The sequence below is a fragment of the Pseudomonas sp. MYb2 genome (genome assembly GCF_002979955.1).
Lineage (GTDB): Bacteria > Pseudomonadota > Gammaproteobacteria > Pseudomonadales > Pseudomonadaceae > Aquipseudomonas.
Genome location: NZ_PCQC01000005.1, coordinates 217,833 through 235,806 on the forward strand (window position 1 = coordinate 217,833; position 17,974 = coordinate 235,806).

The following is a 17,974-nucleotide window of genomic DNA, read 5'->3' on the forward strand; positions in this document are numbered from 1 at the left end:
AAATGTGTCTGACAGACCGCTATCGCGAGCAGGCTCACTCCTACATTTGATTAGTGTCGCCCTCACCTCTGCATCACTCTCATCAATCATCCTATCCAGCCTCTATTCCCCCCCTTAGACTCGGCCCAACCCCAATTTCAGGTAGGCCGCCATGTCCGAGACGCTGCTCAGTTCCCGCAATCTGGCTTTCGAGCTGTATGAAGTCCTTGATGCCGAGGGCCTGACCCGGCGTGAGCGCTTTGCCGAGCACAACCGCGAGACCTTTGACGCCGCCATCGGCACCGCACGCAACATTGCCGAGAAATACTTCGCGCCGCACAACCGCAAGGGCGACGAGAACGAGCCGCGCTACGAGGACGGCAAGGCGATTCTGATTCCTGAAGTGAAACCGGCGGTGGATGCCTTCCTTGAGGCTGGATTCCTCAACGCCGCGAGAAGTTTCGACGCCGGCGGCATGCAACTTCCTACATTGCTGTCGCAAGCCTGCTTCGCGCATTTCCAGTCGGCCAATGCGGCTTCGACGTCTTACCCGTTCCTGACCATGGGCGCGGCAAATCTGATTGAAAGCTTTGGCACGGACGAGCAGAAACAGCGTTTCCTGCAACCGATGATCGACGGGCGCTTCTTCGGCACCATGGCCCTGACTGAACCCCACGCTGGTTCGTCGCTGTCGGATATTCGTACACGCGCCGAGCCGGCGTCTGACGGCAGCTATCGCCTCAAGGGCAACAAGATCTTCATCTCCGGCGGCGATCACCCGCTCTCGGAAAACATCGTGCACATGGTGCTGGCCAAACTGCCGGACGCGCCTGCGGGCGTTAAAGGCATTTCGTTGTTCATCGTGCCGAAATTTCTGGTCAACGATGACGGCAGCCTCGGCCAACGTAATGACGTGCTGCTCGCCGGGCTGTTCCACAAGATGGGTTGGCGCGGCACTACTTCCACAGCGCTGAACTTCGGCGATAACGGTGAGTGTGTCGGTTATCTGGTCGGCGAGCCGCATCGTGGTTTGAGCTACATGTTCCAGATGATGAACGAGGCGCGGATTGGCGTCGGCATGGGTGCGGTGATGCTCGGTTACGCCGGTTACCTGTACTCGCTGGAGTACGCTCGCGAGCGCCCGCAGGGGCGCGTGCCAGACAGCAAGGATCCAAGCACCGCGCCAGTGGCGATCATTCAGCACGCCGATGTACGACGCATGCTGTTGACGCAAAAGTCCTACGTCGAAGGTGCCTTTGATCTCGGCTTGTACGCGGCGCGATTGTTCGATGACACCACCACACTGGAAACCGAAGCCGAGCGCAAACAGGCCCACGAGTTGCTGGATCTGCTGACCCCGATCGTCAAATCCTGGCCATCGGAGTTCTGTTTGAAGGCCAACGAACTGGCGATCCAGATTCTCGGCGGTCACGGTTACACCCGCGAATACCCGGTGGAGCAGTATTACCGCGATAACCGCTTGAACCCGATTCATGAAGGCACCCATGGCATTCAATCGCTGGACTTGCTCGGACGTAAACTGGCACAGAACGGTGGCGCGGGACTGAAGCAACTGATTCGACTGATCGCCACTACGGCAGAGCGCGCAATGACGCATGAATCGCTGACCGTACTGCGTGAGCCGCTGGAAAAACTGGTGGCGCGCCTGCAAACGGTGACCATCGGTTTGTTGACTGATCTGGGGCAAGGCAAGGTCAATAGCAGCCTGGCGAACTCTGCGCTGTACCTGAAGGTGTTCGGGCACACGGTGATTGGCTGGCGTTGGCTGGAGCAGGCGATTCGTGCCGAAGAAGGGTTGGACAAAGGGAATGCAGCGGATGCGGACTTCTATAAGGGCAAGTTGCAGGCAGCGCGGTATTTTCTGACGTGGGAAGTGCCGGGGTGCCATCATGAATTAGCGTTGCTGGAGGCACGGGATGATACGTGCCTGGCGATGCAGGATGCCTGGTTCTGAAAGCCGACCCTCACCCCAGCCCTCCCGAAACGTCGGACCGCCCGTAGGGAGAGGGGGACGACCGAGGTGTCTGGCGCTATACATCGACCTGAAAAACCGCGTCGATTATGGATTCGGTAAAGCATTTTCAGGTCGGCGTATTTCTCAAGCATCCCACGGTTAGTCCCCTCTCCCTCTGGGAGAGGGTTAGGGTGAGGGGCTTTACAGGCTCAGCACTCAGCACTCAGCACTCAGCACTCAGCACTCAGCTCAGCTTGAACCCACCCATCTGCCGCGCCAGATCATCCGCCAGCCTCTGCAACATCTGACAATCCTCACGACAGGCCCGAACCTCCCCCGCCGTCGCCCGCGCCAGATCGGAAATCCCCTGCACATTGCGGTTGATCTCCTCAGTCACCGCCGACTGCTCCTCCGTCGCCGTTGCCACCTGATGGTTCATGTCACTGATGCGCTCGACCTGCCCGGTAATCGCCGTCAACGATGCCCCGGTGCGCTGGCTCGACTCAACCCCGGTGCCAGTTGCCGCCTGCCCCGTGCGCATCGACGACACGGCGTTTTCCGCGCCTTGCTTGAGGCTGCCGATCATCTGCTGGATTTCGTCGGTGGAGGCCTGCGTCCTGCGCGCCAAAGTGCGCACTTCGTCAGCAACAACCGCAAAGCCGCGTCCCATATCACCGGCGCGCGCCGCTTCGATGGCGGCATTGAGCGCCAACAGATTGGTCTGCTCGGACACCCCGCGAATCACCGCCAATACAGAATCGATCGAGGCCACTTGGTGCGCCAATTCACCCACCGCGCCAGCCGCCACGCCAATTTCATCGGACATGCTTTCAATATGGCGGATCGAGCCGCCGACCACTTCCCGCGCCTGCATCGCTTCATCCCGCGCGGTTTGCGAGGCGAGTGCGGCGTTGCCGGCGTTCTGCGCAATTTCTTGCACAGTCAGGCCCATTTCATGAACGGCAGTGGCGACCATGTCGGTCATTTCCTGCTGACGACCTGAACGCTCGGCGGTGTTCTCCACCACTTTCGCCACTTGCCCCACGGCAGTGCGCAGACGCTCGCTGGTGGTCAGCACCTCACCGATCATCCCGCGCTGGCTGTCGAGGAAACGGTTGAAGCCGCGAGCGAGGTCGCCCAGCTCATCGGCGCGGCTGGAATCTAACCGATGGGTCAAATCTCCACCACCGCTACCGATTGCTACCAGCGCCGCTGTTACTTGGCGAATCGGTCGCACCAGACCTTGTGCCAGCCAGACCACCAGAGCGAGGCACACCAGCGCCACCACCAGACCAATACCGCCACTCATCCACATCGCTTTGCGGGCTTCGGCGTAGATCTGCGACTGCGGCACTTCGGCCACCAGGGTCCAGCCTAAATCGCGCAAAGGCAGGCTGAAGGCGAGGAAGTCTTCGCCGTCTCGCTGGAAGTTGCTGCTGACGGCAGTTTTTTGACCGAGGACTGCCTGTGCAGCATTGCTGCCGATCTGCTCGCTTAAGGTGCGCTTGCCACTGAACTGCGCCTCCGGATGCACCTGGATCAAACCGTCGGAACGCACGAGATAGACCTTGCCGCGCTCACCAAAGCTGAAGTTGTGAATCAGCTCCGAGAGCTCTTTCATGCTCAGCCCGAGCCCTGCCACACCGACCACTTTGCCAGCCTGCTCGACCTTCAAGTCAATGAACAGCGCCAATTCTCCGGTGGCTCCGTCGTTGTCGATATTCAGGGTGCGCGACTGATTGCTGTCGAGAAAGGAATAGAACCAGGCATCGGCCGGTTTGGCACGGCTGAGGGTGCGATCGAGGCCTTTTTCGGTGATGTAATGATTGGATTCGGTGCCGATGATCAAAGCAGTGAAAGCCTTGTGTTCGGCGCGGATGCCTTCCAGGTACTGCGCGAAGTCCGCCGTTTTGCTGCTGTCTTCACCGGAGGCCAGCCAGTCGCGAACCATGGTGTTACTGGCAATATCCTTGGCCGCCGTCAGCGGTTGCACGAGGATGCGTTCGATGTCGTTGCGCGTCGCTTCGATACTCGACGGCAGGGCTTGTTCGACCAGATAGCTCTGGGCGAGGCGGTTGACCACCAAGGTATAAATGCCAACCACGATCAGGATGCTGACCAGCAGGGCGGTGCCCATGCTGAGAATCAGCTGCCATTGAATACTGCGTCGCCACAACTGCATGGAGCACCCCCAAAGAATAAGTGGCCGAATCAATGCAACAGCCGTGCCGATTGTATACAACCCAATCGACAATCTATTCTTTGGTTGTGCGCAACCCCATCAACCCTGATTGATGGTCTTGGCGATGGTCTCGACCGTGGCGCTGACTTGCTCTTGGTAACGGTCGAGTTCTTCCTGATGCTGCTTCTTCATTTCGATCTGTTGCGAGCACAGATTCATTGCTGCCAGCACCAGCAAGCGGTCACCGATCAGCGTCGGGTATTTGCGTTTGGTGTCAGCCAATGCCGCTTTGAGCATCAGTGCAGCGTCCAGCAGGGTCTGTTCTTCCCCGGCCGGTGCCTTGATCGAATAGTCCTCCCCGAGAATGGAGATGACTTTTACCCCTGCTGTACCGTGGTTCATGCGCTGACAGGACCTGCGTTGACGCGATCAACCAGAGCCTGGATGCGCGCTGCGGTGGCGCCGTGCTTCTCTTCCTGTTCCATCAGGCTCAGTTGCAGGCTTTCGTTTTCATCCTTGGCCTGGGCCAGTTCAGTGGACAGGCTCCGGTTGGTTTCCGAGAGGGTCTGGTTCTGTTGCACCAGGTCGCTGACGAGCTGTTCCAATTGGCTGAGGGATGCTTCCAACATTTTGATCTTCCAGGCATTTTCAAAGGGCGCGTACGATAAAGAAAAGTCACCACGGATGCCAGGGTTAAACCGGCGCAAGGCCTTGATTTTCCTGGCGGGCGAACGTTCTTGCGAGTTTTAAAGACTGTGATCTGCCGATCTGGTTCCTGCACTTCGTCGCCCAAGTCCTTGTGCGACAAATACGCACACTGCCTCAAGACTTCAGTCGCATGACCGATAAGTCATCCATACAGCAGTCTGAACCCGCATGGATGCGGCCCTCTCTTGGTACCCGCCCATGTCCCTCCGCAATATGAATATCGCCCCACGGGCGTTTACCGGCTTCGCTTTGATCGGCGGCCTGATGCTGATTCTCGGCGTGTTTGCCTTGAACCAGATGAGTAAGATCCGTGGCGCTGCCGAGGACATTTCGTCCAGCAGCGTGCCGAGCATCAAGAACCTCGACGAATTCACTCAGTTGACCCTGCGCTTGCGTGTGCTGTCGTACCGCTTGCTGGTCAACCGCGAAGCGGACGTGCAGCAGAAAACCGTTGAGTTGCTGGACATGCGCAACCAACAGATCCGCGCAGCTCAAACGGCCTACGAGCCACTGATCGGCAGCCCTGAGGAACGCGCCGCTTACGACCAGTACGTGCAGTTGCTCGGCCAGTACCGTCAGATCGAAGACCGCATGAAGAGCCTGTCGCGCAATAATCAGGTGGATGAACTGCGTAACCTGCTCAACACCGAATTGCTCAGCAACTCCGAAGCGATCAACACCGTGCTCAACCGTCTGATGCAGATCAACGGCGAGCAGATCAGCGAGACCAATCAGAAAGCGGCCGATCAGTACGCTTCGGCGTTCGATCTGGTAGTGACCCTGTTGGTGATCGCCACCGGCCTGACGTTCCTGTTCGCGTGGCTGCTGACCACCAGCATCACCAAACCGATCGCCAAGGCACTGGACGCTGCGGAAACCATCGCCGAAGGCAATCTGACTCAACCGATTCACGTCGATGGCAGCGACGAAGCCGGGCGCTTGTTGGCAGCCATGGCGAAAATGCAATCGAAGCTGCGTGACACCTTGCAGCGCATTTCCGGTTCGGCCACACAACTGGCTTCGGCAGCGGAAGAACTGAACAGCGTCACCGACGAAAGTGCGCGCGGCCTGACTCAGCAGAACAACGAAATTGAACAGGCGGCGACTGCGGTCAATGAAATGACCAGCGCTGTGGAAGAAGTCGCGCGCAATGCCGTGAGCACTTCGGAAGCTTCGAAGAATGCCACCACTTCTGCCGGTGACGGCCGAGACCTCGTACAGGAAACCGTCAGCGCCATCGAGCGCATGAGTGCCGATGTACAGAGCACCGCCAGCCTGATCGGCGATCTGGCCAATGAATCCCGTGACATCGGCAAAGTGCTGGATGTGATCCGTGGTCTGGCCGATCAAACCAACCTGCTGGCCCTGAACGCGGCGATTGAAGCGGCGCGTGCCGGTGAAGCGGGTCGTGGTTTTGCGGTTGTAGCGGACGAAGTGCGCGCCCTGGCGCATCGCACCCAGCAATCGACCAGTGAAATCGAGCGGATGATCGGCAGCATTCAAAGCGGTACCGAACACGCCGTGGATTCGATGCGCAACAGCACCGAACGTGCCGAGTCGACCTTGAACATCGCCCGTGGTGCCGGCATGTCGCTGGACACCATCAACACCGCCATCGTCGAGATCAACGAGCGCAACCTGGTCATCGCCAGCGCCGCCGAAGAGCAGGCGCAAGTGGCGCGGGAAGTGGATCGCAACCTGGTGAACATCCGTGACCTGTCGGTGCAATCGGCGACCGGGGCGAATCAGACCAGTGCGGCGAGCAATGAGCTGTCGCGTCTGGCGCTGGATTTGAACAACATGGTTGGGCGGTTCAGCCTGTAATTCAGTAAATCAAGATCAAAAGCACCCTCACCCCAGCCCTCTCCCAGAGGGAGAGGGGGAAAGGGAGCAGATTTTCGTGTTTTTCAAAACCTGAGTTCGACTCAGAATTTTCAGGTCGATGTACCTCGCACAAACACCTCGATCAGTCCCCTCTACCCTCGGGAGAGGACTAGGGTGAGGGCTGCAATCTTCAGCCGAACCAAAATCCCGAACACGCCAGCGTAAAAACCTTTTTGACAGCATCACATTTCAACAGGTTAGAATCGCTGGCACGCAGACTGCATGGTCAGTTTGTGCCCGTATTTACGCTTCTGGAGTACTGCCTTTGAATGCGACGACCATCAACAGCCTGTTCTTGATCGGCGCGTTGCTGGTAGGTGCGAGCATTCTTGTCAGTTCATTGTCTTCGCGTCTCGGCATTCCGATTCTGGTCATTATTCTCGCGGTCGGCATGGCCGCCGGGGTCGATGGCGGCGGAATCATTTTCGATAACTACCCGACGGCCTATCTGGTCGGCAACCTCGCACTGGCGGTGATCCTCCTCGACGGCGGTTTGCGCACGCGAGTGTCGAGTTTCCGCGTAGCCTTGTGGCCGGCGCTATCGCTGGCCACGGTCGGGGTGTTGATTACCACCGGGCTGACCGGCATGGCCGCCGCCTGGTTGTTCGACCTCAATCTGATTCAAGGCCTGCTGATCGGCGCCATCGTCGGCTCCACTGACGCCGCAGCGGTGTTCTCGCTGCTCGGCGGCAAAGGCCTGAACGAACGGGTTACCGCCAGCCTGGAAATCGAATCCGGCAGCAACGACCCGATGGCGGTATTTCTCACTGTCACTCTGATCGACATGCTCGCCAGCGGCCAGACCGGCCTGCACTGGAGCCTGTTGACCCACCTGATCCGCGAGTTCGGCATCGGCGGCGTGATCGGTCTGGGCGGAGGCTGGCTGATGCTGCAACTGGTCAACCGGATCAATCTGGCGGCCGGCCTGTATCCGATTCTGGTGATCGCCGGCGGTCTGCTGGTATTCGCCCTGACCAACGCCCTGCACGGCAGCGGCTTCCTCGCCGTTTACCTGTGCGGCCTGGTCATCGGCAACCGTCCGGTGCGCAGCCGTCACGGCATTCTGCACATGCTCGACGGCATGGCGTGGCTGGCGCAGATCGGCATGTTCCTCGTGCTGGGGCTGCTGGTGACGCCGCACGATTTGCTGCCAATCGCCCTGCCCGCACTCGGTCTGGCTCTGTGGATGATTCTGTTCGCGCGGCCGCTGTCGGTGATGGTCGGCCTGCTGCCGTTCAAGGCATTCCATGGTCGTGAGAAGGCGTTTATTTCCTGGGTTGGCCTGCGCGGTGCGGTACCGATCATTCTCGCGGTGTTCCCGCTGATGGCCGGGCTGCCGAATGCACAGCTGTACTTCAACCTCGCGTTTTTCATCGTGCTGGTATCGCTGCTGGTGCAGGGCACGAGCCTGCCGTGGGTCGCCAAGCTGCTGAAAGTGACGGTGCCGCCGGAGCCAGCGCCGATCTCCCGATCAGCGCTGGAAGTGCACATCACCAGCGAGTGGGAACTGTTCGTTTACAAGCTCGGCGCGGAAAAATGGTGCATCGGTTCACCCTTGCGCGAGCTGAAAATGCCCGAAGGCACACGTATCGCGGCGCTGTTTCGTGGCCAGCAACTGCTCCATCCGTCGGGTAGTACGGTGCTGGAAGTCGATGATTTGCTGTGCGTTATCGGCCATGAACACAACCTCGGCGCCCTCGGCAAACTGTTCAGCCAGGCACCGCAACGCGGCCTCGATCTGCGTTTCTTCGGCGACTTCGTGCTCGAAGGAGACGCCCAGCTTAAAGCGGTTGCAGCGCTTTATGGGCTGCCGGCCGAAGGCATCGATCCAGACATGACCCTGGGCGCCTTTATTGCCCACAAGGTCGGTGGTGCCCCCATCGTCGGCGACCAGGTGGAGTGGAACAACACCCACTGGACCGTCGCGGTCATGGACGGGAACAAGATCGGTAAAGTGGGCGTCAGATTCCCCGAAGGAAGTCGCCCGGGCCCCGGGCTCTTCCTCTAAACTGCGTCCACTCTCACTTGCTCGACCGGTCTCTATGCCTACCCTGCGCTCCTTTTTCGTCGCGGCCCTGCTGGGCCTGAGTCTTACTGTCGGCCCCCTGTACGCCGCCGAACCACCGTCCAGCGACGCCGTGCAGGCCAGCCTCGACAAGCTCGCCGACAGCAAACTGCCGGATGCCGATAAAAAGAGCCTGCAAACGATCCTGCAGAGCACGCTCAATCAGCTGAACAATCAGCGTGATTACGAACAGAAGCTGGTCGATCTCAAGCAGCAACTGGCGACCGCGCCCAAGCAAACGATTGAAAATACCCGCGAGCTGACGCGCCTCAAGGCCACGGCAGTGATACCGGTGGCGCAACGCTTCCCCAGGGAATCGATCCAGCAACTGGAGCAGATCCTCACTGATCGCTCCACTCAGCAAAGCGATCTGCAGAAAGCCCTGGCCGACGCCAACAGCCTGATCATCACCGCACAGACGCGTCCGGAACGTGCCCAGGCAGAAATCTCCGCCAGCCAGACGCGCATCCAGCAGATCAATAACATCCTCAAATCCGGCAAGGACGCGGGCAAGACCGTCAGCGCCGAACAGCGTGACCAGCTCAACGCCGAGCTGGCGGCGCTGAACGCGCTGATCCCGCTGCGCCGCCAGGAACTGGCCGGCAACAGCCAGTTGCAGGATCTGGGCAACGCCCAGCATGACTTGCTCGCGGAGAAGTCCGACCGCCTCGACCGCGAGATCCAGGAACTGCAAACCCTGATCAACCAGAAACGTCTGGCGCAGTCTCAGGAGACGGTCACCCAGCAATCGATCGAGGCGCAAAAGTCCGGTGGCAGCAGCCTGCTCGCGAGTGAGAGCACCGCCAACCTCAAGCTCTCGGACTATCTGCTGAAAAGCACCGACCGCCTCAACGAAGTCACCCAGCAGAACCTGCAGACCAAGCAGCAACTCGACAGCCTGACCCAAAGCGACTCGGCGCTCGACGAGCAGATCAACGTGCTCAAGGGCAGCCTGCTGCTGTCGAAGATTCTCTATAAGCAGAAGCAGGCACTGCCGCGCTTGAAGGTCGACCGTGACCTGGCGGATCAGATCGCCGACATTCGCCTGTACCAGTTCGAAGTCAGCCAGCAACGTGAGTTGCTCAGCAACCCGTCGACCTACGTCGACAACCTGTTGGCGACGCAACCGCCTGAACAAGTCACCCCGCAACTGCGCAAAAGCCTGCTCGATCTGGCCAATACCCGCGCCGATCTGCTCGAACGCTTGAACCGCGAATTGAGCGCAGTGCTCAACGAATCGATCACCTTGCAACTCAATCAGAAACAGCTGCTGAGCACCGCGCAGAGCCTGCGCGCGACCCTCGATGAGCAAATGTTCTGGATTCCCAGCAACAAGCCGCTGGACCTTGAGTGGATGCGCAGTGTGCCGGAGCGCCTCAAGCGTCAGATCGATACGCTGCCGTGGGCCTCCAGTCTGAGCGAGCTGACCGATGGTCTGATCCAGCGACCGCTGCTGTTCCTGCCGCTGGCGCTGTTGATCGGTGCACTGCTGTGGCGACGCAAGAATCTGTACGCGCGGCTAAACAAGGTTCACCAGGACATCGGCCACTTTAAACGCGACAGCCAGTGGCACACGCCGCAGGCGATCCTGATCAATATTCTGCTGGCGATGCCGGTCGCATTGGGCTTGGCGCTATGCGGACTGGCATTGCAGATCGACGCCCGTGGACAGAACGCCAACATGGGTGCGGCACTGCTGCAGATGGGGCAAGCGTGGCTGGTGTTCTACACCGCGTACCGGATTCTGGCGCCGGGCGGCGTGGCCGAACTGCACTTCCGCTGGGAAAAGCCACAGGTCGAATTCCTTCAGGGCTGGATCCGTCGACTCGGGTTGGTGGTCATGGCGCTGGTGACCATCGTCGCCGTGGCCGAACTGCAACCGGCGGCATTGGCCGACGACGTGCTCGGCATGCCGGTGGTGCTGACCTGCTACGCCCTGATGGCATGGCTGCTCAGCCGCTTGCTGATCAGCAGTCCGGCCCACGAGAACACTTCGCTGTTCCGCAAGGCCGTCGGCGTGATGTTCACCTTGCTGCCGATCGCCCTGTTTGTCGCGGTGTGCTTCGGCTACTACTACACCGCGCTGAAACTCAGTGATCGCCTGATCAACACCCTGTACCTGCTGATGTTCTGGCTGGTGATCGAGGCAACTTTCGTGCGCGGCCTGAGTGTTGCTGCGCGACGTCTGGCCTACCAGCGTGCGCTGGCCAAGCGTCAGGCGGCGAAAGAGGCCGGCGACGGCGAAGCGGTGATCGAAGAGCCGACGCTGGACATCGAAAAGGTCAACGAACAGTCCCTGCGTCTGATTCGTCTGGCCCTGCTCGGCGGCTTCATCGCCGCGCTGTACTGGGTCTGGTCGGACCTGATTTCGGTGTTCTCGTACCTCGACAACATCACCCTGTACGAATACACCAGCGGCACCGGCGCCAACATGAGCATGGTGCCGATCAGCATCGGCGACATGCTTGGTGCGCTGATCATCATCGGCATCACCTTCGCCCTCGCGCGCAACTTGCCCGGCCTGCTCGAAGTGTTCGTGCTGTCCAAGCTCAATCTGGCTCAGGGCAGTGCCTACGCGACCACCACGTTGTTGTCGTACGTGATCGCCGGCGTCGGCTTCGTCTCGACCCTGTCGACCCTCGGCGTGAGTTGGGACAAGTTGCAATGGCTGGTGGCGGCGCTGTCGGTCGGCCTCGGCTTCGGTATGCAGGAGATCTTCGCCAACTTCATCTCCGGCATCATGATCCTCTTCGAACGTCCGGTGCGGATCGGTGACACCATCACCATCGGCAACCTCTCGGGCACGGTGAGCAAGATCCGCATCCGCGCCACGACCATCACCGACTTCGACCGCAAGGACATCATTGTCCCGAACAAGACGTTCATCACCGGGCAACTGATCAACTGGTCGCTGACCGACACCATCACTCGGGTAACGCTGAAACTCGGCGTCGACTACGGTTCCGATCTGGATCTGGTCAAGGAACTGCTGCTCAAGGCCGCTCGCGAGAACCCGCGCGTACTCAAGGAACCCGAGCCACACGTGTACTTCCTCAACTTCGGCGAAAGCACGCTGGATCACGAATTGCGCATGCACGTGCGCGACCTCGGTGACCGCAACCCTGTGCTCGATGAGGTCAACCGCTTCATCAATCGCGAGTTCAAGAAGCAGCACATCAACATCTCGTTCCGCCAGATGGAGGTTTACCTGAAGAACCTGCACGGCCAGGAATACAAGATGGTGCCGATCGAACCGGAAACCAAAACCATCGTGCCGATCGCCGACGATCAGAAACCGCTGCAAGAGCCGCCGCCGGCCAAACTCGACTAACCGGTCTGATCCCAGCAGAATGCTCGGACATTCTGCTGGAGCCGGCCCTTGAAAGCCCTCGACGAACTGACCTTCGACAATCGCTTCGCCCGCCTGGGCGATGCGTTCTCCGCCCACGTGCTGCCCGAGCCGATCGACAATCCGCGTCTGGTCGTGGCGAGCCCGGCGGCCCTGGCCTTGCTGGATCTCGACCCGGCCACCGCCGAAACCAACGAATTCGCCGAACTGTTCGGCGGCCACAAGCTGTGGGCCGATGCCGAGCCGCGAGCGATGGTCTATTCCGGGCATCAGTTCGGCGGTTACACGCCGCAACTGGGTGATGGTCGCGGGCTGCTGCTGGGCGAGGTGTACAACGCAGCCGGCGAGCATTGGGACTTGCACCTCAAGGGCGCCGGGCAGACGCCGTTTTCGCGCATGGGCGATGGTCGTGCGGTGCTGCGTTCGTCGATCCGTGAGTTTTTGGCTTCCGAAGCGCTTTACGCGTTGAACATTCCGTCCTCACGGGCAGCCTGCGTGATCGGCTCCGATACGCCGGTCTGGCGCGAAAAGCAGGAACGCGCGGCCATGGTGCTGCGTCTGTCGCCGAGCCACATCCGCTTCGGCCACTTCGAATACTTCTATTACACCAAGCGCCCCGAGCAGCAGAAAGAACTCGGCGAACACGTGCTGGCGATGCATTTCCCGGAATGTCTGGAACAGCCGGAACCGTACCTGGCGATGTTCCGCGAAATCGTCGAACGCAACGCCGGACTGATCGCCAAATGGCAGGCCTACGGCTTCTGCCACGGTGTGATGAACACCGACAACATGTCGATCCTCGGCATCACCTTCGACTTCGGCCCGTTCGCCTTCCTCGACGACTTCGACGCCAATTTCATCTGCAACCACTCCGATGATCAGGGCCGCTACTCGTTCAGCAATCAGGTGCCGGTCGGCCAGTGGAACCTCAGTGCGCTGGCGCAGGCACTGACGCCGTTCATCAGCGTTGAAGCCCTGCGCGAAACCCTCGGCTTGTATCTGCCGCTGTTTCAGGCGCACTACCTCGACCTGATGCGCCGCCGCTTCGGCTTCACCACGGCCGAGGACGATGACCAGAAGCTGCTGGAAGACCTGTTGCAACTGATGCAGAACAGCGGCGTCGATTACACGCTGTTCTTCCGCCGTCTCGGTGAAGAATCGGCCGAACAGGCCGTCGCCCGGTTGCGTGATGACTTCGTCGACATCCAAGGCTTCGATGCCTGGGGCGAGCGCTACGTCGCCCGAGTCGCCCGCGATGGCGACGCCGATCAGGTAAAGCGCCGCACCCGCATGCACGCGGTCAATCCGCTGTACATCCTGCGCAATTACCTGGCGCAAAAAGCCATCGACGCGGCAGAGCAAGGGGATTACTCAGAAGTACGCCGGCTGCACGCGGTGCTGAGCAAACCATTTGAAGAGCAGCCGGGGATGGACGGTTATGCCGAGCGGCCGCCGGAGTGGGGCAAGCACTTGGAGATCAGTTGTTCTTCCTGAGGCGACCTAGATAAACACGTCTACAGGCAGCTTGAAGTACTCAGCCAACCATCGAACCTGTCGCAGGTTTAGTTGCCGCTTGCCGCTCAGGATCTCAGAGACGACTGACTGAGTGCCCACTCCAGGCAAGTCGCTCTGGGTCAAACCATGCTCACGCATCAGATATCCCAATACTTCAAAACCCGGAGGTTTTGGGACCGGGTGATGCGTTTGATCCCATTCTTCAATCCAGTCACCAATGATATCCACCAAGCTCATCAACGGATGAGACTCGTCATCGCCAGTCATTTCAAGCAACTCGTCAAGTGCCTGAACCAGCGCGTCGTAGTCGTCTTCGTTTTTCGGCTTGCGCAGCAACGGCGAAACGAACTCCCAGTGCTCGGCAGCTTTTTTGATCAGAACACTCATGCCCTTCCCTCCTTCCATTTGCCGCGGTCGTATTCGCGATGATCCAATATGTGCTTGATGTACAGCTTTTGAGGTCGATATCTGACGCAGGCAATCAGCCTCAGTTTGTTACCGCCAATATCGAAAACATGAAAATCTCCCACCTTATCGATAGCGGGAAACAGTGCCTTCATCATTGCAAAGTCTGTTGGCTTGCATCCTTTTGCCACTTCAAGCCAGTGATCCAGCGCACTAGCGGCTGCCGGCCATTTATTCTTAGCTTCTCGTATCCGTTTTCCAGTGATGACATGCATGCAACATCCTTATCGCATTTTGCTATGGGGAGTTAATCACAAACCAAAAATATCGCAAGTTGCGATACAGCTAAGCAGACCAACGGGCTCGCCTGGTCGCCTTCAGACTAGGCACAACGCGAGAGCCTGCACGATTGAAAATATGAGCAAACGTCTCCAACTAGGTGTTATCAGCTCAATTCCGGATTTCGCTCATGACCACCCCACTCTTCATCCCCTGCCCTTCCTGCAATGGCCTCAACCGCATCCCCGCCGAACGCCTTGCGGACCAGCCTAAGTGCGGACGCTGCAAATCCGCTGTGCTGCTGAACAAACCGTTCGAACTCAAGCAAGGCGATTACGCCAGCCAGATCAAGGGTGATTTGCCGTTGCTGGTGGATGTCTGGGCGGAGTGGTGCGGGCCGTGCAAGTCGTTTGCGCCGGTGTTCGAGCAGGCGGCGGCACAGTTGGCGGGCAAGTGTCGGTTGGCCAAGCTCGACAGCGAGGCGAATCAGCAGTTGTCGGCGCAGTTGGGGATTCGCTCGATTCCGAGCCTGATTCTGTTCAAGAACGGCCGCGAGGTGGCGCGGCAGAGTGGCGCATTCCCGCTGCCGCAATTGATGGCGTGGCTGCGTAGCCAGGGCATCTGACCCACCACCGAACCAATTGTAGGAGTGAGCCTGCTCGCGATGGCGCTGCGTCAGTCAAATAGATGTTGGCTGGACGGACGCCATCGCGAGCAGGCTCACTCCTACAGGGGATCTGCGTAGCTCAAGAGATCAGTGCCCTTCGATCAGGTTATGCAACTCGACGAATTGCTGGGTCAGCTTGTGGCGCGGATCGAGGTGGATCAGCGGCATGCTGGCCTGGTGCGATTCACGCATGCGCACCGAACTGGTCAGATACACCGGCAGTACCGGCAAACCTTCGGCAATCAGTTCATCCAGGATCTGTTGAGGCAGGCTGGCCCGGGCCTGGAACTGGTTGACCACGATACCTTCGACTTCCAGACCTTCGTTGTGGTCGTCCTTCAACTCTTCGATTTCCGCGATCAGACCGTACAGGGCCTGCCGTGAAAAACTGTCGCAGTCGAAGGGAATCAACACGCGATCAGCAGCTATCAGCGCCGATACCGCATAGAAATTCAGCGCCGGCGGGGTATCGAGGTAGATCCGGTCGTAATCCTCGGACAACTCATCCAGCAACTTACGCAGCTTGTTGATCTTGTGCTTGGCCTCAAGCTTGGGCTGCAGGTCGGCCAATTCGGCGGTGGCGGTGATGATATGGAGGTTGTCGAACGGGGTTTCGTAGATATCCGCCTGATTCTTCTTCGAGAACGGCCCCGAGGACAGCGTCTGCTTGAAGAAGTCGGCAATGCCCATCGGAATGTCATCGCCGGTGAGCCCGGTCAGATACTGAGTGGAGTTGGCCTGGGCATCGAGATCCACCAACAACGTGCGATAACCCTCGCTGGCGCTGACCGCCGCCAGATTGCAGGCAATGCTGGATTTGCCTACGCCACCTTTCTGATTGAACACCACGCGCCGCATGACCAAACCTCCGTGTATCAAAGAATGACCGAGTGTAGATGCGCGTGGCCTCGGTTCGCTACCTCCACGGACACGGACTACAAAGTCCGGTGCAAATATCGCCGCATGCGCGACGCAGAAACTGTCATTGATCTTCGCCATGCCCGACAGACAAGCCGCTGACAATCTGGATAATGGCCAAATGACAGTTTTACCGCGAACCAATCGGTACATTTCGTTGCACAAAATGTAACCAGCATTTGCTACACACTCGTCGCACCGGGATAATGCGCGCCACTCGGCGCCAAGCGCCACGCCACGCCCGTCGCGGTTCTGGTGATTCAACGCGTCAATACAAGCCCGCAGGGGCGGGATGAATGTCCGTGATCAACTTCAACATCGCCCAATGGCGCGCGTGGGCCCCCGGGCTCGACAGCGTGGACGCCTGGCAGGCCTGGAGCCGACAACCGGTGGTGCTCCAGAGCAGTGATGCCGCGCCCGATGTGTCGTTTTTGCCGGCCATGCAGCGCCGTCGCCTCAGCCGACTGGCACGCATGGCATTCAGCGTTGGCTGGCCTCTGGCCGACGGACGGGAGAATCTGCCGCTGGTGTTCGTTTCGCGTCATGGTGAAACCCCGCGCACTTACGAGATCCTCAGCGATCTGGCGACCGAGCAACCGCTGTCGCCGACCCAGTTCAGCCTCTCGGTGCACAACGCGATCATCGGCCTGTGGTCGATCATGCGCGGTGAGACCAGCGAAATGACCGCCCTCGCTGCGGCGGGCGACGGCCTCGAACACGGCATGCTCGAAGCCGCTGCCCTGTTGAATGAGGGCGCCCCCGCCGTGCTGCTGGTGATCACCGAAGAACAGCCGCCCGTCGCCTACTCGAAGTGGATCGATGACGTGCCGTTTCCGTACGCCGTAGGCCTGCTGCTCACCCCCGGTACCGACTGGCGGCTGACCCTGAACAGCACCACAGAAGCACTGTCCAACGCGCACTGGCCCCACGCGCTCAATCTGCTGCGAACCCTGCTCGGCCAGCAACCCCTTTGCCAACATGCCTGGAAAAATCGCGTATGGACCTGGCAACGCAGCCTGTAACCGAGAAAAACCGCGACGCCTATTACTGGCGCCTGCTGGCCACCGCCGCAAGCTTCGCCCTGTTCGGGCTCGGCGGGCTGTGCCTGCGCGTGTTGGTGTTCCCGCTGCTGGGCTGCCTGCCCGGTGACGCGCTCCGGCATCGTCAGCGTGCGCGGCAGACCGTCAGTCGGCTGTTCTGGTTCTTCGTGCGGTTCATGGCTCGCACCGGCGTGCTGACCTACGACATTCAAGGTGCCGAACGCCTCGGTCGTCCGGGACAAATGATCATCGCCAATCACCCGTCACTGATCGACGTGGTATTCCTCATCGGTCTGGTTCGCCAGGCCAATTGCGTGGTGAAGAAAAGCCTGTGGGAAAACCCCTTCACTCGCGGGCCGCTGCGCAGCACCGAATACATCAGCAACGACGGCAGCATGGACATGCTCGATGCCGCCGCCCAATCCCTGCAAAACGGCCAGACGCTGATCATTTTCCCCGAAGGCACGCGCACCCAGCCGGGACAGCCACCGGCCTTTCATCGGGGGGCGGCGGCGATTGCCCTGCGCGGTGCGAAAATCCTCACCCCGGTGATCATCAAGGTCAACCCGACCACGCTGACCAAAGCCGAACCGTGGTATCGGATCCCGTCTCGCCGCGTGCACTTCAGTTTTCGCGTCGGGGCCGATATAGACCCACAAGCCTTCGCCGCGCAGGGGCCTGCACCGCAAGCCTCGCGCAAGCTCAACGATTATTTGCACTCTTACTTTATTAAGGAGCTCGCCGAAGATGAGCGATCTGAATCGTGACATCAAACTGCTGATCATCGACGCCCTCGGCCTCGAAGACATCAGCGTCGACGACATCGGCGATGAACAAACGCTGTTCGGCGAAGGCCTGGGCCTGGATTCCGTCGACGCGCTGGAACTGGGTCTGGCGATCCAGAAAAAGTACGGCATCAAAATCGACGCCGACGCCAAAGACACCCGCAACCATTTCACTAACGTGGCGAGCCTTGCGGCCTTCGTCACGGCAAAAAAAGCAGCTTGA

14 protein-coding genes and 2 pseudogenes are annotated in these 17,974 nt (G+C 59.6%); 10 read left to right on the forward strand and 6 right to left on the reverse strand.

The annotated features are described in order from the left end of the window. Positions 1-151 precede the first annotated feature (151 nt). Positions 152-1,954, forward strand: a complete 1,803-nt coding sequence (locus tag CQ009_RS10345) for an acyl-CoA dehydrogenase (RefSeq protein ID WP_105705977.1) — start codon at positions 152-154, stop codon at positions 1,952-1,954. 244 nt (positions 1,955-2,198) lie between these two features. Here the strand turns inward: CQ009_RS10345 and CQ009_RS10355 are convergent, their stop codons facing one another. The 3 genes from CQ009_RS10355 to CQ009_RS10365 form a co-directional block, all read right to left on the reverse strand. Next, on the reverse strand, positions 2,199-4,136 hold the full coding sequence (locus CQ009_RS10355; RefSeq protein ID WP_105705983.1) for a methyl-accepting chemotaxis protein: 1,938 nt from the start codon (positions 4,134-4,136) through the stop codon (positions 2,199-2,201). A 99-nt stretch (positions 4,137-4,235) separates the two neighbouring features. Then, positions 4,236-4,538 carry a cell division protein ZapA gene (locus CQ009_RS10360; protein WP_003220971.1) on the reverse strand — a complete coding sequence of 101 codons (303 nt, stop codon included), beginning with the start codon at positions 4,536-4,538 and terminating at the stop codon, positions 4,236-4,238. After that, positions 4,535-4,765, reverse strand: coding sequence for a cell division protein ZapB (locus CQ009_RS10365; protein WP_064387766.1), 231 nt, complete (start codon positions 4,763-4,765; stop codon positions 4,535-4,537). Before CQ009_RS10365 ends, CQ009_RS10360 begins: the two co-directional genes overlap by 4 nt. 343 nt (positions 4,766-5,108) lie before the next feature. On the opposite strand from CQ009_RS10365, the pseudogene CQ009_RS30355 reads away from it, so the two are divergent. The 5 genes and pseudogenes from CQ009_RS30355 to selO all read left to right on the forward strand — a co-directional run. Next, positions 5,109-5,765 (forward strand): annotated as a pseudogene (locus tag CQ009_RS30355) (MCP four helix bundle domain-containing protein); the annotation flags it as partial. A 303-nt stretch (positions 5,766-6,068) separates the two neighbouring features. Then, positions 6,069-6,668: pseudogene (locus tag CQ009_RS30360) on the forward strand (methyl-accepting chemotaxis protein); the annotation flags it as partial. Positions 6,669-6,993: 325 nt separating this feature from the next. Then, positions 6,994-8,736, forward strand: a complete 1,743-nt coding sequence (locus CQ009_RS10375) for a potassium/proton antiporter (RefSeq protein WP_105705986.1) — start codon at positions 6,994-6,996, stop codon at positions 8,734-8,736. A 34-nt stretch (positions 8,737-8,770) separates the two neighbouring features. Next, a complete protein-coding gene (mscK, locus tag CQ009_RS10380) occupies positions 8,771-12,124 on the forward strand; it encodes a mechanosensitive channel MscK (protein WP_064388834.1) in 3,354 nt (1,117 codons plus the stop codon). A 48-nt stretch (positions 12,125-12,172) separates the two neighbouring features. Then, the gene (gene selO, locus CQ009_RS10385; RefSeq protein ID WP_105705988.1) at positions 12,173-13,636 is read left to right on the forward strand and encodes a protein adenylyltransferase SelO; all 1,464 of its coding nucleotides are present in this window, start codon (positions 12,173-12,175) and stop codon (positions 13,634-13,636) included. A gap of 6 nt (positions 13,637-13,642) precedes the next feature. Here the strand turns inward: selO and CQ009_RS10390 are convergent, their stop codons facing one another. Together CQ009_RS10390 and CQ009_RS10395 are read right to left on the reverse strand one after the other, a co-directional pair. Beyond that, positions 13,643-14,044, reverse strand: a complete 402-nt coding sequence (locus tag CQ009_RS10390) for a type II toxin-antitoxin system HigA family antitoxin (RefSeq protein ID WP_064388836.1) — start codon at positions 14,042-14,044, stop codon at positions 13,643-13,645. Beyond that, a complete protein-coding gene (locus tag CQ009_RS10395; protein WP_105705990.1) occupies positions 14,041-14,337 on the reverse strand; it encodes a type II toxin-antitoxin system HigB family toxin in 297 nt (98 codons plus the stop codon). Before CQ009_RS10395 ends, CQ009_RS10390 begins: the two co-directional genes overlap by 4 nt. A gap of 194 nt (positions 14,338-14,531) precedes the next feature. On the opposite strand from CQ009_RS10395, the gene trxC reads away from it, so the two are divergent. Next, positions 14,532-14,966 carry a thioredoxin TrxC gene (gene trxC / locus CQ009_RS10400; protein WP_105705992.1) on the forward strand — a complete coding sequence of 145 codons (435 nt, stop codon included), beginning with the start codon at positions 14,532-14,534 and terminating at the stop codon, positions 14,964-14,966. 129 nt (positions 14,967-15,095) lie between these two features. Here trxC and CQ009_RS10405 read toward each other — a convergent pair whose 3' ends face one another. Next, entirely contained in the window at positions 15,096-15,866 is a 771-nt protein-coding gene (locus tag CQ009_RS10405) for a ParA family protein (protein ID WP_064388839.1), read from the reverse strand. 356 nt (positions 15,867-16,222) lie between these two features. Between CQ009_RS10405 and CQ009_RS10410 the strand changes: the two genes are divergently transcribed. The 3 genes from CQ009_RS10410 to CQ009_RS10420 are packed head-to-tail and all read left to right on the forward strand — an operon-like array spanning position 16,223 to position 17,974. After that, a complete protein-coding gene (locus CQ009_RS10410; RefSeq protein WP_064388840.1) occupies positions 16,223-16,948 on the forward strand; it encodes a beta-ketoacyl synthase chain length factor in 726 nt (241 codons plus the stop codon). Further along, positions 16,924-17,733, forward strand: a complete 810-nt coding sequence (locus CQ009_RS10415; protein ID WP_064388841.1) for a 1-acyl-sn-glycerol-3-phosphate acyltransferase — start codon at positions 16,924-16,926, stop codon at positions 17,731-17,733. The genes CQ009_RS10410 and CQ009_RS10415 overlap by 25 nt, the downstream gene beginning before the upstream one ends. Further along, positions 17,714-17,974 carry a phosphopantetheine-binding protein gene (locus CQ009_RS10420; protein WP_064388842.1) on the forward strand — a complete coding sequence of 87 codons (261 nt, stop codon included), beginning with the start codon at positions 17,714-17,716 and terminating at the stop codon, positions 17,972-17,974. The genes CQ009_RS10415 and CQ009_RS10420 overlap by 20 nt, the downstream gene beginning before the upstream one ends.